We start from the raw sequence: 25316 nt of genomic DNA, 5'->3' as shown, positions 1-25316 counted from the left end.
CATGACAAAGATCTTGCATCTGGCCGAATCCGGGCACTGGTTCCAAGCGCAGGCGACTGGCATCTACAGCCGATCGACCCGTGGCGCGAGCCTTGAGGATGTCGGGTTCATCCACTGTTCCTCGCCGGAGCAGCTTCCGCTGGTCGCCGGATTCATCTACGCGGATTTCGCGGGGGAGCTGGTGGTGCTGGAACTCGACGGCCCCGCCATCGAGGCCGCCGGAATCGACATCAGGCACGAGGACGGCGGTGACGGTGAGCTCTATCCGCACATCTACGGTCCCCTGAAGCTCGCGTGGGTGAAGGCAACCCATCCGGCACGGATGGCCAATGGCGTGCTACAGGCAGACTCGCCGTACCCGGGGTCCTGGACATGACCAGCCAGCACCGTGACTCGACAAGCGCGGCAGACCAGGCTGGGCGTCCGATCGCCACATGGGTGCTCATGGCCGTGGCACTTGCCGCAACGCTGCTCATGCCGGATTGGTCAGGTTCCGGAATCCCACGGTCCCCGTGGCTCCTGGCAGCCCCCGCCGTTCTGGGGCTGGCCGGGGCGCTCCTTGCCGCGCGGAACAACCGCCCGGGGTGGATGGTGGCCTCGGGCATCTGGGGAGTGGCCTTGGTCCCGGGCCTGATCACGGTCGTGACCCTCGTTTCGGGTCCCTGATCGACCGGCACGTGTGATTGCGGGCGATCCAAAATCCGAGGTCGACGTTCCCACGGGCGATAGCGCCGGCCTTGCGGCACGGATTTCACGAGGGCGGTATGGCTGGTCGGCCACGCCGCGGGCATCTACGATCGGAACCGAGGGCCACCTCGCCTTCCATCGGGAGGAGAACGCACGGCAGGAAGGCTATGTGATGAGTAGACGAATCGTGAGGCTGGGCGAGACTGACACAGATCGGACGATCAAGTTGTTCGAGCTCATGGCGGAGGTTTTCGAGGAACCGGCAGCGGTCTTGGATAGGGGCTACGTGGCCACGATGCTGGCCAATCCGTCATTCTGGGCCTACGCGGTGCTCATGGACGACGCCGTGCTTGGGGGCCTCACCGCCCATGTCGTGCCCATGACACGCTCCATGGACAACGAACTCATGATCTACGATTTTGCGGTGGCTGACGAACACCAGCGCACAGGTCTGGGCCGGCAGCTCATGCAAGCAGTCATCGACGATGCGGCGAGCGCCGGGATCTCCACGGTGTTCGTGCCGGCCGAAGCGGCAGATGCCCATGCGCTGGAATTCTACAAAGCCCAAGGCGGAGTGCCGATGGAGTGCGTCATCTTCAGCTTTGAGACCACCGGCGTCGTATCAGAGGCAATCGAACCAACCCTTCGGGAGTAGCCATGCGTCGCTCGAAACGACGTGGCGCATGAGCATCTCTCCGTGTTCGTCGACGCCCCGGGCGACCTGTGCAGTGCCGCAGCCGCGCCGTTGCTCTTCTTCACGACGGGAATGCGCACCGGACACCCCGGGCGACCGGATCATCCGCCAGCACGGGGATCAAGCAGCGTACCGGCACGGCGCCCGGAGCCAAGGACCGCGGGTTTCCGGTCCTTGGACGACGGCTACTTGGCGCGGGAAAGCGTCGTCGAAACGCTGTGCACCAAGGCCTCGAGCGGGCCGCGGCGCCCGATGAACTTCAGCAGCAGCCCCAGCAGCAACGCGGCCACGACGTAGATGATGAACAGCAGGTTCCTTGGCAGGGGAGCGGAAACATCGCTGAACAGGTCCAGCGCCACCAGATGCCCGGCGTAGATCGTGAGGGTTGCGGCGCCGGCCCCGGTCAGCGGCCACAGCAGCATCTGGCCCACGCCGCCCAGCAGGGCGGAGAACGCCATGCACAGGAGCTGGGCCGCGCCGAGCACCGCGAGCGCGCAGCCCGTCACGTGCAGGACATCCAGCGGGGCACCGCTGTGCGGCGCGGAGACGGCCAGGAACCAGGGTGTGCCCATGGAGCCGTCCAGCCGTTGGCCGGTTGCGAGGGCAACCTCAAGTCCGTTGGCATTGAGCTCCGTTGCCGAACGAAGCGCCTTGAGCGCGCCGGGACGATCCAGCAGCCACTCGGAGGCAAGTTTCGATCCCACGGCCATCGCCGATCCGGCGACCAGCAAACCCAGGGCCACCGGCGGCCGGGAAAGCGCCAGCCGGCCGACGAACAACCCGGCGAGCAGGAAACCGAACCACACCAGCAACGGGTAGTAGCCGGTGAGCAACACGTCCGCCAGGAACACCAACGGGGTTCCAAGGTCGGCGAAACCGGGGGAGTTGCCCAACCGGAACGGATCCATGGCCCCCTCCACCCACGGGCGCAGCACGTAATAAAGCAAGGGGGAGAGCAGCAGCCAGCCGGCGGCCCACCAGGCCAGCTTTCGCCGGCGCATGTTCAGGAACGGGAGCGCAGCGAGGAAAAGCAGTCCGTAGTGCACCAGGATGACCGCGACGTTCGTGTCCAGCATTCCCACGCCAAAACCGATCAGCGCGATCAGCCCGGCCCGGATGAGCACGTTGCGCCGCAGGGCGCCGAGCTTGCCCGGTGCCGGTCCGGAGGCGCCGCCGGTGAGCAGCGCCAGGCCGACTCCCGCAAGCAACACGAACAGGGCGGAGGCCCTGCCGGAAAACAAAGATGCGGCCCAGGACGGGGCAAACCCGTCCCCGGCGAGTGCCACGCGCAGCGGCAGGATGTGCACCGCCATCATGCCAACCAGCGCAACGGCCCTTGCCAGGTCCACGCCGAGGATGCGGGGGGATCCGCCTGCCGGGCGCGCACCGCGGCTTCCGGCCTTGGTTCCCCGGGACGAAGTTTCGGTCATTGTTACAGCCTATTGCCTGGCGCCGAATGAACCGTTGGGGCGCGCAAAGTGTAACGTTGATGTCATGGCTGAATCTGCGTTGAATACCCCACGTCCGAATTACACCCTGGGAACGGTGCTCACCGCCATGGTGACCCCCTTCAAGGACAACGGGGAGGTCGACTACGAAGCAACCGCCAAGCTGGCGAACAAGCTTGTCGACGACGGCTGTGACGGCCTGGTGGTCACCGGCACCACCGGCGAAACCTCGACGCTGACCGACGAGGAAAACCTCGCCATGTTCGCCGCCGTGCGCGACGCCGTGGGCGACCGCGCCAAGATCATCGCCGGAACCGGCACCAACGACACCCGCCATTCGATCAGCCTCTCCAAGCGCGCCGAAGCGCTGGGCGGCATCGACGGACTGCTGCTCGTCACCCCGTACTACAACAAGCCGTCGCAGGCAGGCGTCAAGGCCCACTTCGAGGCCATCGCCTCCGCCACTGACCTGCCCGTCATGCTCTACGACATTCCCGGCCGCGCGGGCATCCCGATCGAACCCGAAACCATCATCGAGCTGTCCAAGCACCAGAACATCGTGGCGCTGAAGGACGCGAAGGCCGACTACCAGTCGACCACCACGGTGCTGGGCGCCACCGACCTCGACGTCTACTCGGGCGACGACGGACTGACCCTGCCGCTGATGGCAGCCGGCGCCGTCGGCGTCGTCTCGGTGACCGCGCACATCGCCGCGGCCCAGTACCGCGTCCTGGTCGACGCCATGCTCGCAGGCGACCTGGCCACGGCCCGCGCCGCCCACTTTGCCCTGGACCCGATCCAGCGCGCCGTGATGAACCACATCCAGGGTGCCGTCTCGGCAAAATACATTCTTCACTGGCAGGGAGTCCTGCCGAACACCGTTGTCCGGCTGCCGCTTGTGGCACCGTCGGAAGCGGAACTCGATTCCATCCGCACCGATTTGCGCGAGGGCGGATGGGAGCTCTAGAAAGGTAATCAATTCATGACCGATTCTTCCGTTGGGGTCACCGATACGGTGCTCCATTCCCTGCCGCCCAAGCTCCAACCGGGCACCTTGCGCATCGTGCCGCTCGGTGGCCTGGGTGAGATCGGGCGGAACATGGCCGTCTTCGAAATCGACGGCAAGCTGCTGATCGTCGACTGCGGCCTGCTCTTCCCCGAGGAGCACCAGCCGGGCGTCGATGTCATCCTGCCCGATTTCAGCTACATCAAGGACCGTCTCGATGACGTCGTCGGGCTCGTGCTCACGCACGGCCACGAGGACCACATCGGCGCCGTTCCGTACCTGTTGCGCCTGCGCGGGGATATCCCGCTGATCGGCTCGCGGCTGACCCTTGCACTGATCTCGGCCAAGCTGGAGGAACACCGCATCAAGCCGGTGCTGCGCCAGGTTGTCGAGGGCGACGTGGAGACCTTCGGTCCGTTCGAGACCGAGTTCGTTGCCGTCAACCACTCGATCCCGGACGCGCTTGCCGTGTTCATCCGCACCGATGCCGGCAACGTGCTGCACACCGGCGACTTCAAGATGGACCAGCTGCCGCTGGATGGCCGCATCACCGACCTGCGCCACTTCGCGCGCCTGGCCGACGAGGGTGTTGACCTGTTCATGCCCGACTCGACCAACGCGGACGTCCCCGGCTTCACCACCGCGGAAAAGGAAATCGGCCCGGTGCTCGAGGGCCTCTTCGGCCGCGCGCGCAAGCGCATCATCGTCGCCTCGTTCTCCTCGCACATGCACCGCGTGCAGCAGGTCATCGACGCCGCACAGGTCCACGGGCGCAAGGTGGCCTTCATCGGCCGCTCGATGGTCCGCAACATGACCATCGCCGAGAAGCTCGGCTACCTGCACATACCGCCGGGAATCCTGGTGGACATGAAGAACGTGGACAAGCTGCCTGACAACAAGGTCGTGTTGATGTCCACCGGTTCGCAGGGCGAACCGATGGCCGCGCTCTCCCGCATGGCCACCGGCGACCACCGCATCCAGGTGGGCCCGGGCGACACCGTCATCCTGGCTTCCTCGCTGATCCCGGGCAACGAGAACTCGGTGTTCCGCGTGATCAACGGCCTGATGCGCCTCGGCGCCGACGTCATCCACAAGGGCATGGCCAAGGTGCACGTCTCGGGCCACGCATCGGCCGGCGAGCTGCTGTACTGCTACAACATCCTGCAGCCGCTGAACGTCATGCCGGTGCACGGCGAGACCCGCCACCTGATCGCCAACGCGCGCCTCGCGGCGCAGTCCGGTGTCCCGGCCGAGAACGTGCTGCTCACCGAGGACGGCTCCGTCGTGGACCTCAAGGACGGCGTGGCGAAGCTCGTCGGCCAGGTCGATTGCGGGTTCGTGTATGTGGACGGCTCCAAGGTCGGCACCATCACCGACGAGGACCTCAAGGACCGCGTCACGCTGGCCGAGGAGGGCTTCATCTCGGTGATCTCCGTGATCAACCGCCAGACCGGCAAGCTGATTTCCGGCCCCGAGATCCACGCCCGCGGCGTGGCCGAGGACGACAGTGTGTTTGACGAGATCCGGCCGAAGATCGCCGAGGCTCTGCAGGACGCGGTGCGCAACAACCCGACGCACACCACGCAGCAGCTGCAGCAGATCGTCCGCCGCGTCATCGGTTCATGGGTTTCGCGCAAGCTGCGCCGCAAGCCGATGATCGTGCCGGTCGTGCTCGAGGCCTAAACAGCCTCGTGCGGGGTAGTTCAATACCTCACACCGGTTGGTGAAAGCCCCCGGAATTTCGCGCTCCACGCGTGGATTCCGGGGGCTTTTGTGCGTGTAAATCCGGGTGCGACCCAGGTATTCACGGTAGCCTTGCACTCATGGCCACCCGCACTCCCTCCGGCAATCCGAAGGCCCCCGCCCGCTCCTCGAGCGGCACCGGGGCACGATCCAAGAGCACCAAGACAGCAAAGAGCGCACCCGCTTCACCGGTGCACGACTTTCCGCTGCCGGTGCGCATGATCCGTTCGGCCTGGATGGGCACCGCCCGCGTGGTGGCAGGAGCCTTCCGCAAGATCGGCCGCGATGTGCACCCGCCCTACGAGGTGCGCCGCGACGGCACCGGGCTTTTCCTTGTCATCCTGGCCGTGGTCATCGCCTCGGTCGAGTGGTGGGGTCTGCGTGGGGTCGGCTGGTACGGCACCTTCGTGCACTCCGTGGCCGGGGGCACGTTCGGGTTCATGGCGGCCTTCATGCCGCCGATCCTGCTCATCGGCGCCATCAGGCTCTTCCGCTGGCCGGAGGAACACCGGGCCAACAACCGGGTGGGCATCGGCCTGGCCCTGCTCACCGTGGCCGGGTCCGGCATCGCCCACGTGGTCGGCGGCATCCCGGCACTGAACGCCTCCTTTGACGATCTCTGGGCCGCAGGCGGCGTGCTCGGCGCGTTGGCCACGGTCCCGCTGGCCGGGCTCATCAAGGCGCCCGGCGCCATGGCGGCCATGATCGCGCTCGCGCTGTTGAGCCTGATGATCCTCACCGCCACGCCGCTCAAGCAGGTCCCCGAACGCATCCGCGAGGGCTACGACAAGCTCATGGGCCAGGACCCGGACGGCACCCCGGCACCCACCCGCCGCGGCGTGAAGCTCGACGCCGAGGAACACGACCAGTCCTACCTCTACGAGGAACTGCCCGCGGCCAAGAAGCCGCGGAAGAAGGCCCGGCTCTTCGGCAAGGACCGCGACGAGGCCACGGCCGCCGAGGACCTGCTGGGCAACACCGGCGAGGGGGCCTACGACACGGCCGTCATCACCGACGACCACGGCGTGCCGATGGCCCAGGACCCGGCGGTGGACCTCTACGACGAATCCGTCGAGCCCGGCTACCGGGAACCGTCCGTCCGCCCCGGCGTGCGCAGGCCCACCAAAGCCGAGCTCGAGATGGCGGCGATCATGGACCAGGTCGGCCTGGGCCAGGAGCCCGAGGCCGACACCCAGGCGATGAGCGCGATCGACCTGACCAACTTCGGCGCCGACGACGTGGCCACCACGGCCGTGCCGCAGGTGCCCTCACGCCCCGCCGCGGCCCCGCTGCCGCCGATCCCCGCGCGCACCGAGCAGCTCCAGCTCTCCGGCGACGTCACCTACACGCTGCCCTCCTCCGACTTCCTGCCGGCCGGCCCGCCGTCCAAGGAACGTTCGGAGGCCAACGACGCGGTGGTCGCCGCGCTCACCGACACCTTGCAGCAGTTCAAGGTCGACGCGAAGGTCACCGGGTTCTCCCGCGGCCCGACGGTCACCCGCTACGAGATCGAGCTGGCCCCCGGCACCAAGGTGGAGCGCGTCACCGCGCTGTCCAAGAACATCTCCTACGCCGTGGCCTCCTCCGACGTGCGCATCCTGTCCCCGATCCCGGGCAAGTCCGCGATCGGCATCGAGATCCCCAATGCGGACAAGGAAATCGTGGTGCTGGGCGACGTGCTGCGCAGCCACAACGCCCGCAAGACCGACCACCCGATGGTCATGGGCGTGGGCAAGGACGTCGAGGGCGGCTTCGTGGTCGCCAACCTCGCCAAGATGCCCCACCTCCTGGTCGCCGGCGCCACAGGCGCGGGCAAGTCCTCGTTCGTGAACTCGATGATCACCTCGATCCTGATGCGCGCCACCCCGGACGAGGTCCGCATGGTCATGGTCGACCCCAAGCGCGTGGAACTCACCGCCTACGAGGGCGTACCCCACCTGATCACCCCCATCATCACCAACCCCAAGAAGGCCGCCGAGGCGCTGCAGTGGGTGGTCAAGGAGATGGACACCCGCTACGACGACCTCGCCAACTTCGGCTTCAAGCACGTCGACGACTTCAACAAGGCCGTGAAGAACGGCAAGGTCATCCCGCCCGCGGGCTCCAAGCGGGTCATGAAGCCCTACCCTTACCTCTTGGTCATCGTCGACGAGCTCGCCGACCTCATGATGGTCGCCCCGCGCGACGTCGAGGACTCGATCGTGCGCATCACCCAGCTGGCCCGTGCCGCCGGCATCCACCTGGTGCTGGCCACCCAGCGCCCGTCGGTCGACGTGGTCACCGGCCTGATCAAGGCCAACGTGCCCTCCCGCATGGCGTTCGCGACCTCCTCGGTCACCGACTCCCGCGTGGTGCTCGACCAGCCCGGCGCCGAAAAGCTGCTGGGCCAGGGCGACGCGCTCTTCCTGCCCATGGGCACCTCCAAGCCCATGCGCGTGCAGGGTGCCTGGGTCACCGAATCGGAGATCCACGCGGTCGTCGAGCACGTCAAGGGCCAGCTGAAGGCCGAGTACCGCAACGACGTCGCCGTCGAGGCGCCCAAGAAGCAGATCGACGACGACATCGGAGACGACCTGGAGCTGCTGCTGCAGGCCACCGAGCTGGTTGTCACCACCCAGTTCGGTTCCACCTCGATGCTGCAGCGCAAGCTGCGCGTCGGCTTTGCGAAGGCCGGCCGCCTCATGGACCTGCTCGAATCCCGCGGCGTCGTCGGCCCGTCCGAGGGTTCCAAGGCCCGCGACGTGCTGGTCAAGCCCGACGACCTGCCCGCGGTGCTGGCCGCGATGCGCGGGGACGAGACCTCCGCCGACGACGTCGTCCCGACGGCGCAGGAGGCAGCGCTGGCGGAGAACGCCAACGCCAACCACTACGGGACCGACCTGGTCGCGGAGGACCTCGACAGCTACGCCCAGGCCGTCGACTACCACGACGGCGCGGACGACGACGGCTCGGAAGACGCCTGGAACCTCACCGGAAGGTAACCTAGAGACGTGAGTGATTCCCCGGAAAGCCCAGCCCAGAAGCCCGTTCCGAACCTGAACATCGCCAACGTGCTCACCACGTTGCGCATCTTCATGGTCCCGTTTTTCGTCTGGGCGTTGTTGGCCGACCACCAGCAGTACGGCTGGCTGCGTTGGGTGGCCTTCGGGCTCTTCGCGCTGGCCATCTACACCGACAAGCTCGACGGGGATCTGGCGCGCAGCCGCGGGCTGATCACCAACTTCGGCAAGATCGCCGACCCCATCGCGGACAAGCTGCTCACGGGCTCGGCCCTGGTGCTGTTCTCGGTGCTGGGGGAGCTGCCGTGGTGGATCACCGTGGTGATCCTCGTGCGCGAATGGGGCATCACGCTCATGCGCTTTGTCGTCATCCGCTACGGAGTGATGGCGGCCTCGAAGGGCGGCAAGCTCAAGACGGTGCTGCAGGCCGTGGCGATCCTGCTCTACCTCTTGCCGTGGACCCACACCGTTGCGTGGCTGGGCTTCGTGGCGGTTGCGGTGATGTGGCTGGCCCTGGCCGTCACCCTGGTCACCGGCATCGACTACCTCATCAAGGCGTGGCAGCTGCGCGCGCAGCACCTGGCAAACCCAGGGTCCAAGGCCTAGCCGGAAACCGGAGCAAACCCCATGGATTCGCAACCCCAACAGGCAACGGGCAACGAGCTGGCCCGCGAAGCGATCGCTGGTGCGATTGCTGCAGGGTTGACCCTGGCCACCGCCGAGTCCCTGACCGCCGGCCTGATTGCCGCAACGCTGGCCGAGGTGCCAGGCGCCTCGGCGGCGCTGCAGGGCGGGGTCGTGAGTTACAGCAGCGAGGTCAAGGCGCGCGTGCTGTCGGTTGACCGGGACCTGCTGGAATCCAAAGGGTCGGTTGACGGCGAGGTGGCTCGCCAGATGGCGGTGGGCGCCAGGGAATGCTGCCTCAGCGACGTCGCGGTTTCGGCCACCGGCGTTGCCGGCCCGGACGCCCACGACGGCAAACCGGTCGGAACGGTTTTCCTGGGCTTTGCCCATCCCGGCGGAAGCGGCTATGCCGAGTATCATTTTCAGGGAGATCGGGCGCGGATTCGGGCCGCAGCCACCGACGCAGCTTTAACACTGCTCATTTCCACGCTTCGCTCAGTTGCCGCACAGGTTGATGGGGCAATGTAGCTATCGATGCGGTTTGTGACATAGTTATTGACCCATTCAATAATGTTGTGGAAAATCGACCCCGGCTCTGGATAGGGTGGGGGTCGTGGGAACAAACTACGATTCTTCGTAGTTGTACCCCATGACGGGCACATCAAGTGTCCGCACCGATCGCCCCACAAAGGCAATAGGACCGGAGAACAAAGGCAATGCACATGGTCAAGCAACCAGTATCGGTAAACGGTGTGGTCCGTTGGCGTGATGTGGGCCTACAGAGCGAGGTCCGCCGCGAAAAAGAGGAGCGCAAGATGGTAGTCCTACGACACGAAATCGGTGACGTCCTCCGCGACGTTCGTCAGCGCCAGGGTCGTACCCTGCGTGAGGTTTCCCATAGCGCTCGTGTTTCCCTTGGATACCTTTCCGAGGTCGAACGCGGACAGAAGGAAGCTTCGTCCGAACTGCTCTCCTCGATCTGCAGCGCCTTGGAGGTTCCGCTTTCGCTGATGCTTCGCGAAGTCAGCGACCGCGTGGCCATCGCCGAAGGCATCACCATCCCGGATACCGTTCCCGTGGATCTCACCAGCGAATTCGCAGGGGACCTCGGCAAGCGTCTTGCACCGAGCCACTAACCAACGTTTTTAGACCCCGGGCGGGTGTGTACCCCGGGGGACGATATTTGGCCTTCGGGTTCTCGGCTTTCGGGCCGGAACCCGAAGGCCAAGTCTTTTAACGCCGGCCACGAGTCCTCGCGCAGAAGGTGTGTGGCGGTACGTGGCACAATTGCCCAGTGCGATTGAGTGATTTCTGGCGTCTGATGGATGACGAATTTGGTGCGGGCTATTCCCGCACGCTGGCTTCCAGCCTGGTGCTGGCCGAGGTCGGCGGTGTAACCGCCGAGGACGCGCTGAACCGAGGCACCCCGCCCAGGGCGGTGTGGTTGGCCATCTGCAACATGCAGGATGTACCGCCGGAGCGACGGCTCGGCAAGGACCTGCCGCCCAAGGACCACTAAGGGTTTCGACGACAGCCACTCCAAATGTTCGAATATCTGTTCGGAAGAGTGTATTGTTCATGGTGAAAGTTCGTTGGGTGCCGTCACCGGTTTTCCACAGCTTGAACACCCGAATGCCAAAGTGTCGGCCAGCAGTCGTACGCTCGTGGACAGACAAAGAGTATTGGCCAATATGGCCCTAACAACCGAGGTGAATGATGGCCGCAGCAGGTAACAATCGCGAGAAGGCCCTCGAAGCGGCACTTGCGCAGATTGACAAGCAATTCGGCAAGGGATCTGTCATGCGCTTGGGCGACGACACTCGTGCGCCTATCGCCACCATTCCCACCGGATCGGTCGCATTGGATATTGCGCTGGGCATAGGCGGGCTTCCCCGTGGACGAGTCGTGGAGATCTACGGTCCGGAATCCTCGGGTAAGACCACCGTTGCACTGCACGCCGTGGCCAGTGCCCAAAAGCTCGGCGGCATTGCCGCGTTCATTGACGCCGAACACGCCTTGGACCCCGAATACGCCAAGAGGCTTGGCGTGGACACGGACGCCCTTCTGGTGTCCCAGCCGGACACTGGTGAGCAGGCCCTGGAAATCATGGACATGCTTGTGGGCTCCGGCTCCATCGACATCATCGTGATCGACTCCGTGGCAGCGTTGGTTCCACGCGCCGAAATCGAAGGCGAGATGGGCGACAGCCACGTCGGCCTGCAGGCTCGTTTGATGAGCCAGGCACTGCGAAAGATCACTGGCCGGTTGAGCCAGACCCGCACCACTGCGATCTTCATCAACCAGTTGCGCGAAAAAATCGGTGTGATGTTCGGTAGCCCGGAAACCACGACCGGCGGTAAGGCACTTAAGTTCTACGCCTCTGTCCGAATCGACGTTCGCCGCATCGAAACGTTGAAGGAAGGCACCAACCCGGTCGGCAACCGTACGCGTGCCAAGATCGTCAAGAACAAGATGGCTCCGCCCTTCAAGCAAGCCGAATTCGACATCATCTACGGTCTGGGTATCTCCCGAGAGGGAAGCCTTATCGATATCGGTGTGGAGCAGGGCTTCGTCAAGAAGTCCGGTGCATGGTTCACCTACGACGGTGACCAGCTCGGCCAGGGCAAGGAAAACGCGCGGAAGTTCCTGCGTGACAATCCAGATCTGGCCAACGAACTTGAGCGCCAGATCCTCGAAAAGCTGGGCATCGGACAGGGTGCCATCGACGACGGGGAAGATGCGTTGCGCATCGTCAAGGATTCCTAGTTTCGTGAGTTCCAAACAGCACCAGGGCGGTTCGTCCGGTACCCCACAAGGTTCCGAACGACCGCTTTGGTCATTTCCAGCCGACGGCAATTCCGAGTGGGGAACCCCTGACGAAATGCCGCAATGGGCGCAAACGCCCGTTGCGTTTGAGGCCCCGCCGGCCGATCTTGCCCCGGGACCGCCGGAACCGAAGAAGGAATTCGGTGAACGCCAGGCCTATGCCGGACGCAGCAAACGCACTGGCTCGCGAACCGATTCGGCATTCCGAGGCGCACGCGGTACCCGCAACGGTGCCACGCGTTCGGCTGGCGCCAAAAGGGAAAAGCCCGCGGCAGAACCCGTCGAACTGAGCGACGAGCAGTATGCAACCAAGGGGCGTGCGATCCTTCTGCGCCAGCTCACCGCGTCTTCAAAGAGCCGGGCGCAGCTGCTGAAGAAGCTGTTGGAAAAGGAAATCCCGGCACATATCGCGGAAGAGCTGCTCGACCGTTTCGAAGAGATCCAGCTGGTGGACGACAATTCGTTCGCCGAAAGCTGGGTGCGTTCTCGCGCCCGCAGCCGCGGGCTCGCCCGTTCCGCCATCAGGCGCGAACTGCGCGACAAGGGCATCGAGGGGGACATGGCGGAGAACGCCCTGGAACAACTCGACGAAGAATCCGAGGAAGCCACGGCCAAGGACCTGGTGGAACGGAAGCTGCGGGCGCCCTCCATGGGAGTGGACAAGGACAAGAGCGTGCGAAGGCTCGTGGGCATGCTGGCCCGCAAGGGATATTCCCCGTCGATGGCATTCCGCATCGTCAACGAGGCCTGGGAAGAGCAATTCGGCCAAGAGCCATCCTAGGGCGGGGCACTCCGGCTTGGGCCGATCAAGATTCGGTACCCTAGGAGGGTGACTGTGAGCATTCCTTCTTCCACCGAAAGAAAACCGGCTGACCCCCTGCGCACATACGAGGTGCGAACATACGGCTGCCAGATGAACGTACACGATTCGGAGCGACTCTCCGGCCTGCTGGAATCCACGGGGCTTGTCCCGCAGCAACCCGAAGACGACATCGCAGACGTCGTGGTTTTCAATACCTGCGCCGTGCGTGAGAACGCCGACAACAAGCTGTACGGAAACCTTGGCCTGCTGGCACAGGTCAAGGAAAAGCGACCGGACATGCAGATAGCCGTCGGAGGCTGCCTCGCACAGAAGGACCGCGAAACGATCCTACGCAAGGCCCCCTGGGTGGACGTCGTCTTCGGCACCCACAACGTCGGCTCGCTTCCGGCGCTGCTCGACCGGGCCCGTCACAACAACAAGGCCCAACTGGAAATCCTTGAGTCCCTTGAAGTCTTCCCGTCCACGCTGCCGACCAAGCGGGACTCGGTGCACTCGGGCTGGGTCTCGATTTCCGTGGGCTGCAACAACACCTGCACGTTCTGCATCGTTCCGTCGCTGCGCGGCAAGGAACGCGACCGCCGCCCGGGGGAGATCCTTGCAGAAATCGAGGCACTGGTCGCCGACGGCGTCATTGAAGTGACCCTGCTGGGGCAGAACGTGAACTCCTACGGCGTGGAGTTCGGGGACCGGCTGGCGTTCGGCAAGCTGCTGCGCGCCTGCGGCCGGATCGAGGGACTTGAACGCGTCCGCTTCACCAGCCCGCACCCCGCCGCGTTCACCGACGACGTCATCGAGGCGATGGCCGAGACTCCCAACGTCATGCCACAGCTTCACATGCCCCTGCAGTCGGGCTCCGACAAGGTGCTCAAGGACATGCGCCGCTCCTACCGCTCCAAGAAGTTCCTGGGCATCCTCGAGAAGGTGCGCGAAAACATCCCGCATGCCGCGATCACAACCGACATCATCGTGGGTTTCCCCGGGGAAACCGAGGAGGATTTCCAGGCGACCCTTGACGTCGTTGAGGCCTCGCGCTTTGCCAGTGCCTTCACCTTCCAGTACTCCAAGCGCCCCGGCACTCCCGCCGCCGAGCTGGAACACCAGCTGCCCAAAGCCGTGGTGCAGGAACGCTACGAACGCCTGACCGCGCTCCAAGACCGAATCTGCGCGGAGGAAAATGCCAAGCAGGTCGGCAGGACCGTCGAGGTCATGGTCACCGCCCAGTTGGGCAAGAAAGCCTCTGAAACCCAGCGGCTCAGCGGACGTTCCACCGACCAGCGGCTTGTGCACTTCTCCATTCCCGAGGGAGGGGAGACCCCGCGCCCCGGCGACCTGGTGACCATTCCGATCACCGAGGCTGCTGCCTTCCACCTGGTCTCCGACCCGGCGAACCCGGCGGAGTACTCGGTGCGCCGCTCGCGAGCCGGCGACGCCTGGGACCGCTCACAAACTGATTCCTGTGGCACACCCGCCACGGGTTCCTCCGGCACCAAGGGCGTTTCCCTTGGCATGCCAACTTTGCCCACCAGAAAGTAGTCGTTGCACATGACTCTCCCGGTTATCGCCGTGATTGGACCAACCGGGACGGGTAAATCGGATCTCTCGATTGCCCTTGCCCGGGAACTTGGCGGGGAAATCGTCAATGCCGACGCCCTGCAGTTCTACCGCGGAATGGACATCGGCACGGCGAAGCTTTCCGTTGCCGAACGCGCCGGGATCCCGCACCATCTCATGGACATCATGGACGTCCGGGAAGAGGCCAGCGTCGCCCGCTTCCAGGCCGATGCACGCCGGACCTTCGATGAAATCCGCTCCAGGGGAGCGGTGCCCATCCTGGTTGGGGGTTCGGGCCTCTACGTGCGTGCAGCACTCGATGAAATCGATTTTCCTCCCACAGACCCGCACGTGCGCCAGCGCCTCGAGCTCGAGGTCCGGGAGCACGGTCCGGGAGCGTTGGCACGCCGCCTTGCCGAGGTCGATCCCGCCTCCGCCGCACGCAACCTCGATGAACGGCGCATGATCCGGGCCCTAGAGGTCTACGAAATCAGCGGACAGCCGTTCAGCTCTTTCATGCCGGAACGCGAGTACCACGCCCCGGCAGTGCAGATCGGGCTGAATCTGGACCGTGCGCTCCTGCACCAGCGACTGGAGCTGCGCGTGGCGAAGATGCAGGAATCGGGCCTGCTGGACGAAGTCCGCCGACTGGACTCCGCGGGCCTGCGCGAGGGCAAGACGGCCTCGCGTGCCATCGGCTACGCACAGTTCCTTGCCGTGCTCGACGGGACCATGGGCGAGGCCGAGGCGGTCGAGAGGACTGTGATCGCCACCCGGCAGTTCGCACGCCGACAGGTCACCTGGTTCAACGCCGATGAACGCGTGCAATGGTTCGACCCACTCAGCGCCGCGTTGGTCGGTGACGTGCTCGAACGAATCCGGGCGGCCTAGGGTACGCCGGGCGGCGTAGCAAAATACCCAAGCAAGTTGCGCTGCCCGTATCCTTAAAACCATGAGCATCACCGAACCCCTGTCCACCCAAGGCGAGTCACTTCTGGCCGTCGCGGGGCCGCTGAGCTACGCGAAGGGACACGGCACCGGAAACGATTTCGTGCTCATCTCCGACCCCGACGACAAACACGACCTGAGTCCGGAACAGATCGCAGCGATCTGCGACCGCCGCCGCGGCATCGGCGGCGACGGACTTATCCGCGCGGTGCCATCCGAAAGCTTGGCGGAGGGGCGGGAGATCCTCGAGGCCCAGCCGGAGGCCCGCTGGTTCATGGACTACCGCAATGCCGACGGCTCGATCTCCGAAATGTGCGGAAACGGTGTCCGCGTGTTCGTGCACTTCCTTGTGAGTGAGAAACTTGTCGATCTCCAGGTGGGAACCGAGCTGTTCATCGGCACCAGGGCCGGGCTCAAGGTCGTGACCCGGCTTGTCGACGGATACTCGGTCGACATGGGTCCCTGGGAGTTCATCTACCCGGATGCGGCCGGCAAGGGTGGGCTCGACTCCGTGGTGCAGACAGAGGGGCTACCTGATCCCCGCGCGGCGCTCTCCGTGAGCATGGGAAACCCCCACACCGTTGTCGCCGTGGCAAGCCAGACGGAGCTCGGAGGCCTCAACCTCTTCGCCATCCCCGTGGTGGACCCGTTGCCGCCCCACGGAACCAATGTGGAGTATGTGCTGCCGGCCGAACCCCTCGTCGAGGGCGGGCGCGGCGCCCTCCGGATGCGGGTGCACGAACGCGGCGTCGGCGAGACGCTCTCGTGCGGAACGGGGGCCTGCGCTGCGGCAGTTGCCACAAGGCATTGGGCCCGAGCCCAAGACGTTGCCAACTGGGAAGTCACGGTTCCCGGCGGCGTGCTGGGGGTCCGGTTTGCCCCGGGCGCCGGGGGCGCCGAGCACGTGTTCCTCAGCGGGCCGGCAGTGCTCGTCACCCGCGGCAGCATTTCCGAGGTTTAGCACCAAACTCAAACGAGGGCGTTGAAACACACCGTGTGTTCAACGCCCTCGTGTTTTGCGCACGGGCATGTGCGATTGAAGTTAGGACTCCTGCGGGCGGTGGATCCGGATCGTGCGGAAGGCATTGTCCGTCGAGGTGCGTTCCACCGTCCAGGACGCGGGCATTTGGGTTCCAATCCACTTTTGCAGCGAGTCGGCACCGAGGTTCTTCTGGACGACCAGCCAAGCCGTTCCGCCCGGTGCCAGTCGCGGCAGCCACAGCAGGAGCAGCTCGTGGAGGGCTTCCTTGCCGATGCGGATGGGCGGGTTCGACCAAATGGTGTCGAAGGTGGTGGCCGGGTCGACGGCCTCGGGCAACGAGGCCTTCACGTTGCCAAGGCCCAGCGCACGCGCGTTGTCGCGAGTCAGGCCGATGCTGCGCTCGTTGACGTCCACCGCATAGACGATGGCCTCGGGCGATGCAAGGGCCAGGCTGAGCGCGATCGGTCCCCAACCACAGCCGATGTCAAGCAGGTTTCCGGTCGTTGAAGGCTCCGGAGCCGACTCCAAGAGCACGGCCGTTCCCTTGTCGATTCTGTCCGGGCTGAAGATGCCGCCGGAGGTTTCGACCTTGCGGGTTGCACCGCCCAGTTCGACGCTGATGGTGCGCCGCTTTTCCGGTTTTGACGGTTGCGCGCTGAAATAATGATCCGAGGTCATGTTGGCAGGTTAACCGCCCGGAGGCCGCAACCCCAAACCGTGCATGGGGATACGGGCATGTATTGGCCCGTTCGGGGGTGTGATTTACGTTAATGCGGGCCGCGCTTTGCAGTGATAGAGTTTTCCCTATGACTTTTCTGTAAGACGCACACTGCGCATTTTCAACACACCAGACGGCCTCCACGGCCGAAGAATCTGGGTATCTGCCACGCGCCGAAAAGTCATAGTTCAAAGTCTTCCCAAGCCATGCCTCACCATTTCAAGGCACCCCGGACAAGTGTTTCCGGCACCATGGCCCTTGCAGACTTCATTGACCCAGCATGCGGTGGACCCCCTCGAAACGATCCATCCAAGGACAACACATGCATTCTCATGATGATCAAGCACACGAATACGGCGCTTCTGTCGGCGCAGGGCACTATTCTGGAATACAGCACGCAAAGGGGAACATGACCAACTCACAGCATTCCGGTCCACACGACAACGACATGGACGAGGCGCAGATCCAGGCCGCCATCGAAAGGATCCTTGCCAGCGACCATTCGGTTGCCGATAAGAGCAAGCATTTCGGGGCACCCGAGCACGAGGGAATCTTCTCGGGCCGCGCCCAGGCACTGAGCAACCAGACCCGGGAACATTCGTCCTTCGACGGCGCACAGGAAGATCTTGCCGAACGCCGGGCACTCCGCCGTGTTGCGGGACTGTCCACCGAGCTCGAGGACGTCACCGAGGTCGAATACCGACAGCTGCGCCTCGAACGCGTGGTGCTGGCCGGGATATGGAACGAAGGCACCGCGCAGGACGCTGAAAACTCCCTGCGCGAACTCGCCGCCCTGGCCGAGACGGCCGGCTCCGAGGTGCTTGACGGCATCGTGCAGCGCCGCGCCAAGCCGGACCCGGGAACCTTCCTGGGCTCGGGCAAGGCCATGGAACTGCGTGAGATCGTGGCCGCCACGGGCGCCGACACGGTGATCATCGACTCCGAGCTCTCCCCGTCGCAGCGCCGTGCGCTTGAAGACGTCGTCAAGGTCAAGGTCATCGACCGGACCGCGCTGATCCTGGACATCTTCGCCCAGCATGCCAAGAGCCACGAGGGGCGCGCCCAGGTCGAGCTGGCACAGCTCGAATATCTTCTGCCGCGACTGCGCGGCTGGGGCGACTCCATGTCGCGCCAGGCCGGTGGCCGCGTGGGTGCCGCGGGCGGCGGCATCGGTTCCCGCGGACCGGGTGAAACCAAGATCGAACTGGACCGCCGGCGCATCCGCGACCGCATGGCCAAGCTTCGCAAGGAAATCAAGGGAATGCTCCCGGCCAGGGAAGCCAAGCGGGCAAACCGCAAGCGCAACGAAGTGCCCTCGGTCGCCATTGTTGGCTACACCAATGCGGGCAAGTCCTCGCTGCTCAACAGGCTCACCCAGGCAGGTGTCCTGGTGGAAAACGCGCTCTTCGCGACCCTGGACCCCACGGTGCGACAGGCCGAAACCGGCGACGGCCTGAACTACACGCTCACCGACACGGTGGGCTTCGTGAAGTCGCTTCCCACCCAGCTCGTGGAGGCGTTCCGTTCCACTCTGGAGGAGATCGCGGACTCGGACCTGATCCTGCACGTGGTCGATGCGGCGCACCCGGACCCGGAAGGGCAGATCCAGGCGGTGCGCACGGTGCTCAACGACATCGATGCCCGGAACATCCCCGAAATCATCGTGCTGAACAAGGCCGATGTGGCCGACCCGTTCGTGGTGGAACGCCTGCGCCAACGCGAGCCGAACCACGTGATTGTCTCGGCCCGCACCGGTGACGGCATCGAAGAACTGCTGCAGAAGATCAGTGCCGCAATTCCGCGCCCCAGCATCCAACTAGAATTGATGATTCCCTACGATCGAGGCGACGTGGTCAACAAGCTGCACGGCGCCGAGGCTGAAATCCTGGCCATCGAACACACCGAAAACGGGACACGCATGATGGTCAAGGTGCGCGAAGGCATGGCCGCGGAAGTGGAGCAATTTAGTATTCATGGCTGAGGAATCAGAAGTCATCGCCCTGTTGGACGCTGCGGTGTCCGCGATGGGTGGGCAAAGCAGGCCGGGCCAGCACGAGATGGCAAAACAGGTAGTACGTGCCATGGAAACCGGCGAACACCTTTTGGTGCAGGCCGGGACCGGAACCGGAAAGTCGATGGCTTACCTGGTTCCCGCCCTCGCGCATGCGCTGGACTCGGAAAAGCCCGTGGTGATTTCGACCGCAACGCTGGCTCTCCAGGCTCAAATCGTGGGGCGCGACGTTCCGCGGCTCTTGAAGTCGCTGAAGAACGAACTGCCCCGCGAGATGGATGTGGCCCTGGTCAAGGGCCGCTCCAACTACGTGTGCCAGTACAAGCTCGGCGGCGGCTACCCGGACGACGACGAGGGAACGCTGTTCTCGATCGAATCCGACGCCCCGGCCGCCGGCGGCTTCGCGGACGGCCCGTCATCCGCACTCGGACAGGAGGTCGTGCGGCTGCGCCAATGGGCCGAGCGCACCGAAACCGGTGACCGCGACGACCTGACCCCGGGTGTCAGCGACAAGGCCTGGCGCCAGGTATCGGTCAGTGCGATGGACTGCCTCGGTTCCCAGAAGTGCCCGATGGCTTCCGAATGCTTCAGTGAGATGGCCCGTGCCCGAGCGGCCGATGCCGACGTGATCATCACCAACCACGCAATGCTCGCGGTGTCGGCGTTCGAAGGCTTGGCCGTGCTGCCGGACTTCGACACCGTCATCATCGACGAGGCCCACGAACTGCAGGACCGGGTGACAAGTTCGGTGACCCGCCCGATGTCGGTCAACATGGTGCAGACCGCCGCTTCGGCGGCCCGCAAGCATTGCGCGGTGAGTGTGGATGCACTGAACCAGGGTGCTAAGGCGCTGCAGCGCAGCCTCGAAGGCGTCCCCACGGGCCTGATGGCCCGCGGCCTCAACGAGGAACAGGAAGCCGCGATCAACCAGATCGCCGAGGCGGCACGCGTGGTGCTCTCCGATTCGAAGCCCGAGGCCAACGCGCCCGCGGACGGCGGACGGCAGATGGCACGTTCCCAGGTCATGTACCTGGTCGAGCAATGCACCAAGATGCTTGAAATGACCGAGGAACGGGAAGTCATCTGGGCTTCGCGCCCGGGGCATTTCAGCCCGGGGGAGGGCTACGTCCAGCCGGACGAGTCGAGCCAGCCCACCCTGAATGTCGCGCCCTTGTCGGTTGCCGGCAAGCTGCGCGAAGGGCTCTTCGACGGCCGCACTGTCATCCTGACCAGCGCGACGCTGGCCATCGGCGCGGCTTTCGAACCAGTCGCCGGTGCCTTGGGGCTGGTCGGTGACGGCGCGCCCACCTGGAACGGGGTCGATGTGGGAAGCCCCTTCGACTACCCCAAGCAGGGAATCCTGTATGTGGCCAAGCACTTGCCGAAGCCCGGGCGCCAGATGTCGCAGGAAATGATCGGCGAGATCGAAGACCTCATCAAGGCATCCGGGGGCGGGGCCTTGGCGCTCTTCACCTCGCGCCGAGCGGCGGAGGAAGCGGCCGAGATCCTGCGTTCCCGGCTGGACGTGCCGATCCTGTGCCAGGGGGAATCGAGCATGAAGGCCCTGGTTGACCAGTTCTCTGCCGAACCGGACACTTGCCTGTTCGGCACCATGACACTGTGGCAGGGCGTCGACGTGCCGGGCAATGCATGCCGCCTGGTGATCATTGACAAGATCCCATTCCCGCGGCCCGACGACCCGCTCTCCTCGGCGCGCAGCCGGGATGTCGCCAAGCATGGCGGCAACGGGTTCATGGCGGTGGCTGCGAGCCATGCCGCCGTCAGGTTGGCCCAGGGCGCTGGGCGCTTGATTCGTTCGGTCAACGACCGCGGTGTCGTGGCCGTCCTGGATTCGCGCCTGGCGACGGAACGCTACGGAAGCTTCCTGCGGGCCTCCTTGCCGCCGTTGTGGGCCACCCCGGACAAGCCGACGGTGTTGGCCGCGCTCGAACGGCTCAGCGAAGGCTAGGGGCAGCGCGGCTCACTTGGGAGTCCATGCGTCAAAACGTTAAATGAGTCAGGGGACGGTCGCGATGACCGGCCCCTGACTCGTTGAAATGCCAGTGACGTCCCTAAATGGAGCGCATGACCGAAACGACCTTGCCCATGACCGTTGCCGCGTCACCGAGGATCGGTTCGTAGCGGGAGTTCTGTGGCAGCAGCCAGGTGTGGCCATCGCGCTGGCGGAAGGTCTTGACGGTGGCTTCGTCATCGAGCAGCGCTGCAACTATGTCGCCGTTGACTGCCGTTTGCTGACGTCGCACGACGACCCAGTCGCCATCGCAAATGGCGGCGTCGATCATTGAGTCGCCGCTGACCTTTAGCATGAAAAGTTCGCCATGGCCCACGAGCTGGCGCGGCAGCGCAAACACGTCTTCCACTGCCTGGTCGGCGAGAATCGGGTTGCCGGCGGCGATTCGTCCCACCAGGGGGACCATTGCCGTGTCGGACGAGGTCGTCAGCTCAGAGACGTTCATGCCGTTCGCTGCCTTGAGTTCGGCCTGCCCGGAAACCACTTCAAGTTTCGTGTCGGTCTTGAGCTGCAATGGCAGCAGGATTTCCATGGCGCGCGGACGGCGGGGGTCGCGGCGGATGTAGCCAAGCTTTTCCAGCTGGCTCAACTGATGGGTCACGCTCGAGAGGCTGGCCAGGCCCACCGCGTCACCGATCTCTCGCATGGAAGGCGGGTAGCCGTTGGCACTGACCGAGCGCTGGATTGTTTCGAGAACCTTTTTCTGGCGAATTGTCAGGCTCTTCGCGTCACGTCGAGGGGTTCGTTGTTCGGTCGTCATTCTTTGTGCCTCATCCCGATCGTCGGCGGTTGGCCCGCGCGTTCCGCAATTTGTCGGTGCGGAGTGATGAAGTGAATTCACCGTTCCACATCACTCATGTTAGTGGACGGAAGCGGCGCTTTCAAAGATTTGTTCGAACCGATCTGGACACGTGTCGTTGAAAAGTGCTAGAAATAACTTACGAACTACGAACACATATTCGAAAGACGTGTTCGAACAATAGAAGCTTGTTCGACTCGCGGCCCGCTTGCATCGGCCCGTCGTACTCAAAGGAAAGGCAAAGACATGGCAAACGCTGCTCTCTCGGCCCCGCTCCACCTCGTTCCAGACCCCATCGCTTACCACGCCCCGCAGGAAGCTCCGCTGCGGTTGACTCGCCGGGGGAAATTCGTTTTGATCGCCATGCCGATCTTCCTGGCCAGCGTGGGCGTGCTCATGATTCTGGGCTTGTTCCTGTCGCCGGCCAAGGCCTCGGCCGATGTGCCACTGGGTGTAGAAGCCGTCAGCGTCACCGTCATCGAGGGCGACACCCTTTGGGGTCTGGCTCGCGAGTTCGCGCCCCAGTTGGACCCCCGCGAGGCCGTGCGCCAGATCACCGAGATCAACAACCTTGAGGGAAGCGTCCTGTTCCCGGGAACCGAGATATACGTTCCATCGGCACGGTAACTGCCGCGTTGCTGACGGCGGGTGTGACCCCCGCTTCATTGCGAACCGATTGTTACCCCGTTCCACATTGCTGATTCTGATGCCTTGCACCGAGCGCCCTAGACTTATGGGGTGAATGAACGGCTAAATCGCCTGGCAAAATTGCCCCTGCGAGAGAATCTTCAAGGTCTTGAACCATACGGCGCACCCCAGATCGACGTTCCAATCCAGCTGAACGTCAACGAAAACACCCATCCGCTGCCCGAGGCCGTTCATCGCGCAATCGTCGAAGAGGTATCCGCCGCTGCGCTGGGACTCAACCGCTATCCGGACCGTGAATTCACCGAGTTGCGCGAGCGCCTGGCGGCCTATCTCGGCCACGGCCTGAACGCCGAGAACATCTGGGCGGCAAACGGATCCAACGAAGTGCTCCAACAAATCCTGCAGGCATTCGGCGGACCGGGTCGAACGGTCATGGGATTCCCTCCCACCTATTCGATGTACCCGCTGCTGGCCAGCGGAACCGACACCGCCTACATCGCGGGTGTTCGCTCAGAGGGCTATGCCCTGTCCGCGGCCGACGCCGCGGAACAGGTGCGGGCCGCGGCGCCCAACATCGTTTTCCTTTGCTCACCCAACAACCCGACGGGCACCGCCTTGGGCCTGGACGTCGTCGAAGCGGTCTACGAGGCCGGTGCTGCAAGCAACGCCATCGTCATCGTGGATGAGGCCTACGCCGAATTCGCCCACAACGGGACCCCGTCCGCGTTGTCCCTGTTGCCGGGCCGTGAGCGCTTGATCGTCTCGCGCACCATGTCCAAGGCCTTCGCCCTGGCCGGTGCCAGGGTCGGTTACCTCGCCGCCGCTCCGGAGGTCACCGATGCCATCCGTTTGGTCCGCCTGCCGTACCACCTTTCGGCGGTGACCCAGGCAACGGCCAACGCCGCGCTCAAGCATGTCGAGGCGTTGCTGGCCAACGTCGAGGACATCAAGTCCCAGCGCGATCGGATCGTCAACGAGCTGACCCGCATGGGCTTGAACCCTGCGTCGTCGGACTCGAACTTCGTGTTCTTCGGCGGACTGGAAAACCCCCGGTACATCTGGGAAGGCCTGCTGGAAGCGGGAGTCATCATCCGCGATGTAGGCATCCCGGGCCACCTGCGCGTCACGGCAGGCACCGAAGCCGAAACCACGGCATTCCTGGTCCGCCTGGAAGAGCTGCTCAATCAGGGTCCGCACGGGCACTAACGCTAAACTCATAGGTGCGGGGTTGTGGCCGACACATCCGTGTCCCCATCCCCGTGCTTCACATCCTCGTCTAAACGCCTGATCAAAAGGAATGTGCATGTCTGCCGAAAAACTCACGGGTCGTCGCGCTCGCCTCGAACGCACCACCAGCGAGTCCTCCGTCTTTGTCGAACTCGATTTGGACGGCACCGGCCGCTCCGAAATCAGCACCAGTGTTCCGTTCTACGACCACATGCTGACTGCACTTTCCAAGCATTCGCTGATCGACCTGACGGTCCGCGCCACCGGCGACACCCACATCGACGTGCACCACACCGTCGAGGACGTTGCCATCACCATCGGCGAGGTCCTGCGCACCGCGCTGGGCAACAAGGCAGGCATCCGCCGCTTCGGCGAAGCCACCGTTCCGCTGGACGAGGCACTGGCAAACGCCGTTGTCGACATCTCCGGGCGCCCCTACCTGGTGCACACCGGCGAGCCCGCGGGCCAGGAATACCACCTGATCGGCGGCCACTTCACCGGTTCGCTGACCCGCCACATCTTCGAGGCACTCACCCTGCACGCGCAGATCTGCCTGCACATGACGGTGATCGGCGGCCGGGACCCGCACCACATCGTCGAGGCCCAGTTCAAGGCCTTCGCCCGCGCACTGCGCGAAGCAGTGGAGCCCGATGCCCGCATCGGCAACGCCATCCCTTCCACCAAGGGTGCGCTGTAAATGGCCGAGCGCAAGAAAGTCACGGTTCTTGACTACGGATCCGGCAACGTCCGCTCCGCCGTGCGCGCTCTCGAGGCGGCCGGGGCCGAGGTAACGCTCTCTGCCAAGCCCGACGACATCCTCAACTGCGACGGGCTTTTTGTCCCGGGCGTCGGCGCCTACGCCGCCGTCATGAAGCAGCTCAACGAGGTAGGGGCCATCCGCTGGATCGGACGCCGCATCGCCGGCGGCCGCCCGGTCCTGGGCATCTGCGTCGGACACCAGATCTTCTTTGAAGAGGGCGTCGAACACGGCGTGCGAACCCCGGGCATGGGCGAATGGCCCGGCACCGTGGAACTGCTCAAGGCACCGGTCGTCCCGCACATGGGATGGAACACCGTCACGCCTCCTGAAGGCAGCAAGCTCTTCAAGGGAATCGAAAACGAACGCTTCTACTTCGTGCACTCCTACGCGGTGCAGGAATGGAACTTCGACGTGGCCCAGCCCAAGATGCTCCCGCCGCAGGTGACCTGGTCCGAACACGGGGTCCCCTTCGTGGCAGGCGTGGAAAACGGCCCGCTGTGCGCCCTGCAGTTCCACCCAGAGAAGTCCGGAGAAGCCGGTGCGCAATTGCTGCGCAACTGGTTGGAGACCCTCTAAATGTGGACGATCCTGCTCATGCTGTTGGCCGGGCTTCTGGCCGGCGGCGCAATTTCCCTGCGCCAGCAACGGGCACACGTCTCCTGGATCATCGCCTGCTGGATCATCGCCGGCATGGCCCTGCTCGCCGGATACCTACTGACCTTCTGAGAACCCCGAGCCGGCACCCACGCGGTGCCGGCAGGGCCAACGGCCCGGAAAAACCTAAGGATTG

At 64.5% G+C, this 25316-nt stretch carries 25 protein-coding genes; 22 read left to right on the top strand and 3 right to left on the bottom strand.

Annotated elements, in window-relative coordinates; translation table 11 throughout:
• Position 1 precedes the first annotated feature (1 nt).
• The 3 genes from ACIQLF_RS19265 to ACIQLF_RS19255 all read left to right on the top strand — a co-directional run bounded on the left by ACIQLF_RS19265 (position 2) and on the right by ACIQLF_RS19255 (position 1342).
• On the top strand, positions 2–376 hold the full coding sequence (locus ACIQLF_RS19265; RefSeq protein WP_400302101.1) for a DUF952 domain-containing protein: 375 nt from the start codon (positions 2–4) through the stop codon (positions 374–376).
• Positions 373–666: a hypothetical protein gene (locus ACIQLF_RS19260; RefSeq protein ID WP_400302098.1), complete on the top strand. Its 294-nt coding sequence runs from the start codon at positions 373–375 to the stop codon at positions 664–666. Before ACIQLF_RS19265 ends, ACIQLF_RS19260 begins: the two co-directional genes overlap by 4 nt.
• A 193-nt stretch (positions 667–859) precedes the next feature.
• The gene (locus tag ACIQLF_RS19255; protein ID WP_400302095.1) at positions 860–1342 is read left to right on the top strand and encodes a GNAT family N-acetyltransferase; all 483 of its coding nucleotides are present in this window, start codon (positions 860–862) and stop codon (positions 1340–1342) included.
• A 224-nt stretch (positions 1343–1566) separates the two neighbouring features.
• Here the strand turns inward: ACIQLF_RS19255 and ACIQLF_RS19250 are convergent, their stop codons facing one another.
• The gene (locus ACIQLF_RS19250; RefSeq protein ID WP_400302092.1) at positions 1567–2811 is read right to left on the bottom strand and encodes a heparan-alpha-glucosaminide N-acetyltransferase domain-containing protein; all 1245 of its coding nucleotides are present in this window, start codon (positions 2809–2811) and stop codon (positions 1567–1569) included.
• A 64-nt stretch (positions 2812–2875) separates the two neighbouring features.
• On the opposite strand from ACIQLF_RS19250, the gene dapA reads away from it, so the two are divergent.
• The 12 genes from dapA to dapF all read left to right on the top strand — a co-directional run bounded on the left by dapA (position 2876) and on the right by dapF (position 16310).
• A complete protein-coding gene (dapA, locus tag ACIQLF_RS19245; RefSeq protein ID WP_400302090.1) occupies positions 2876–3796 on the top strand; it encodes a 4-hydroxy-tetrahydrodipicolinate synthase in 921 nt (306 codons plus the stop codon).
• Positions 3797–3811: 15 nt separating this feature from the next.
• On the top strand, positions 3812–5518 hold the full coding sequence (locus ACIQLF_RS19240) for a ribonuclease J (protein WP_400302087.1): 1707 nt from the start codon (positions 3812–3814) through the stop codon (positions 5516–5518).
• A 140-nt stretch (positions 5519–5658) separates the two neighbouring features.
• On the top strand, positions 5659–8559 hold the full coding sequence (locus ACIQLF_RS19235; RefSeq protein WP_400302084.1) for a DNA translocase FtsK 4TM domain-containing protein: 2901 nt from the start codon (positions 5659–5661) through the stop codon (positions 8557–8559).
• A 9-nt stretch (positions 8560–8568) separates the two neighbouring features.
• Positions 8569–9183, top strand: coding sequence for a CDP-diacylglycerol--glycerol-3-phosphate 3-phosphatidyltransferase (pgsA, locus tag ACIQLF_RS19230; RefSeq protein WP_400302081.1), 615 nt, complete (start codon positions 8569–8571; stop codon positions 9181–9183).
• Between the two features lie 21 nt (positions 9184–9204).
• A complete protein-coding gene (locus ACIQLF_RS19225; protein ID WP_400302078.1) occupies positions 9205–9729 on the top strand; it encodes a CinA family protein in 525 nt (174 codons plus the stop codon).
• 194 nt (positions 9730–9923) lie between these two features.
• On the top strand, positions 9924–10337 hold the full coding sequence (locus tag ACIQLF_RS19220; RefSeq protein WP_209996009.1) for a helix-turn-helix domain-containing protein: 414 nt from the start codon (positions 9924–9926) through the stop codon (positions 10335–10337).
• A gap of 158 nt (positions 10338–10495) precedes the next feature.
• Positions 10496–10720 (top strand): DUF3046 domain-containing protein, encoded by a 225-nt coding sequence (locus ACIQLF_RS19215; protein ID WP_400302074.1) that lies wholly within the window; start codon positions 10496–10498, stop codon positions 10718–10720.
• 194 nt (positions 10721–10914) lie between these two features.
• Positions 10915–11967, top strand: a complete 1053-nt coding sequence (gene recA / locus ACIQLF_RS19210) for a recombinase RecA (RefSeq protein WP_400302072.1) — start codon at positions 10915–10917, stop codon at positions 11965–11967.
• Positions 11968–11971: 4 nt separating this feature from the next.
• Positions 11972–12808 carry a regulatory protein RecX gene (locus tag ACIQLF_RS19205; protein ID WP_400302070.1) on the top strand — a complete coding sequence of 279 codons (837 nt, stop codon included), beginning with the start codon at positions 11972–11974 and terminating at the stop codon, positions 12806–12808.
• Positions 12809–12856: 48 nt separating this feature from the next.
• Positions 12857–14383: a tRNA (N6-isopentenyl adenosine(37)-C2)-methylthiotransferase MiaB gene (gene miaB, locus ACIQLF_RS19200; protein ID WP_400302068.1), complete on the top strand. Its 1527-nt coding sequence runs from the start codon at positions 12857–12859 to the stop codon at positions 14381–14383.
• Between the two features lie 9 nt (positions 14384–14392).
• Positions 14393–15292: a tRNA (adenosine(37)-N6)-dimethylallyltransferase MiaA gene (gene miaA, locus ACIQLF_RS19195; RefSeq protein ID WP_400302065.1), complete on the top strand. Its 900-nt coding sequence runs from the start codon at positions 14393–14395 to the stop codon at positions 15290–15292.
• Between the two features lie 61 nt (positions 15293–15353).
• Positions 15354–16310 (top strand): diaminopimelate epimerase, encoded by a 957-nt coding sequence (gene dapF / locus ACIQLF_RS19190; protein WP_400302063.1) that lies wholly within the window; start codon positions 15354–15356, stop codon positions 16308–16310.
• A gap of 81 nt (positions 16311–16391) precedes the next feature.
• On the opposite strand, the gene ACIQLF_RS19185 is transcribed toward dapF, so the two are convergent.
• Entirely contained in the window at positions 16392–17009 is a 618-nt protein-coding gene (locus ACIQLF_RS19185) for a class I SAM-dependent methyltransferase (protein WP_400302060.1), read from the bottom strand.
• A gap of 449 nt (positions 17010–17458) precedes the next feature.
• On the opposite strand from ACIQLF_RS19185, the gene hflX reads away from it, so the two are divergent.
• A complete protein-coding gene (gene hflX / locus ACIQLF_RS19180; protein ID WP_400302058.1) occupies positions 17459–19030 on the top strand; it encodes a GTPase HflX in 1572 nt (523 codons plus the stop codon).
• Positions 19023–21029 (top strand): ATP-dependent DNA helicase, encoded by a 2007-nt coding sequence (locus ACIQLF_RS19175; protein ID WP_400302055.1) that lies wholly within the window; start codon positions 19023–19025, stop codon positions 21027–21029. The genes hflX and ACIQLF_RS19175 overlap by 8 nt, the downstream gene beginning before the upstream one ends.
• A 103-nt stretch (positions 21030–21132) precedes the next feature.
• Here ACIQLF_RS19175 and lexA read toward each other — a convergent pair whose 3' ends face one another.
• On the bottom strand, positions 21133–21852 hold the full coding sequence (lexA, locus tag ACIQLF_RS19170; protein ID WP_400302053.1) for a transcriptional repressor LexA: 720 nt from the start codon (positions 21850–21852) through the stop codon (positions 21133–21135).
• Positions 21853–22137: 285 nt separating this feature from the next.
• On the opposite strand from lexA, the gene ACIQLF_RS19165 reads away from it, so the two are divergent.
• The 5 genes from ACIQLF_RS19165 (at position 22138) to ACIQLF_RS19145 (ending at position 25252) form a co-directional block, all read left to right on the top strand.
• Entirely contained in the window at positions 22138–22518 is a 381-nt protein-coding gene (locus ACIQLF_RS19165) for a LysM peptidoglycan-binding domain-containing protein (protein WP_400302051.1), read from the top strand.
• 111 nt (positions 22519–22629) lie between these two features.
• The gene (locus ACIQLF_RS19160; protein WP_400302048.1) at positions 22630–23745 is read left to right on the top strand and encodes a histidinol-phosphate transaminase; all 1116 of its coding nucleotides are present in this window, start codon (positions 22630–22632) and stop codon (positions 23743–23745) included.
• 97 nt (positions 23746–23842) lie between these two features.
• Entirely contained in the window at positions 23843–24463 is a 621-nt protein-coding gene (hisB, locus tag ACIQLF_RS19155; protein ID WP_387533554.1) for an imidazoleglycerol-phosphate dehydratase HisB, read from the top strand.
• Positions 24464–25102 (top strand): imidazole glycerol phosphate synthase subunit HisH, encoded by a 639-nt coding sequence (hisH, locus tag ACIQLF_RS19150; RefSeq protein WP_400302045.1) that lies wholly within the window; start codon positions 24464–24466, stop codon positions 25100–25102.
• Positions 25103–25252 carry a hypothetical protein gene (locus tag ACIQLF_RS19145; protein WP_400302042.1) on the top strand — a complete coding sequence of 50 codons (150 nt, stop codon included), beginning with the start codon at positions 25103–25105 and terminating at the stop codon, positions 25250–25252.
• Positions 25253–25316 lie beyond the last annotated feature (64 nt).

Source organism: Paeniglutamicibacter sp. NPDC091659, from assembly GCF_044756805.1.
GTDB lineage: Bacteria > Actinomycetota > Actinomycetes > Actinomycetales > Micrococcaceae > Paeniglutamicibacter.
This window is presented reverse-complemented; position numbering and strand designations above follow the sequence as displayed.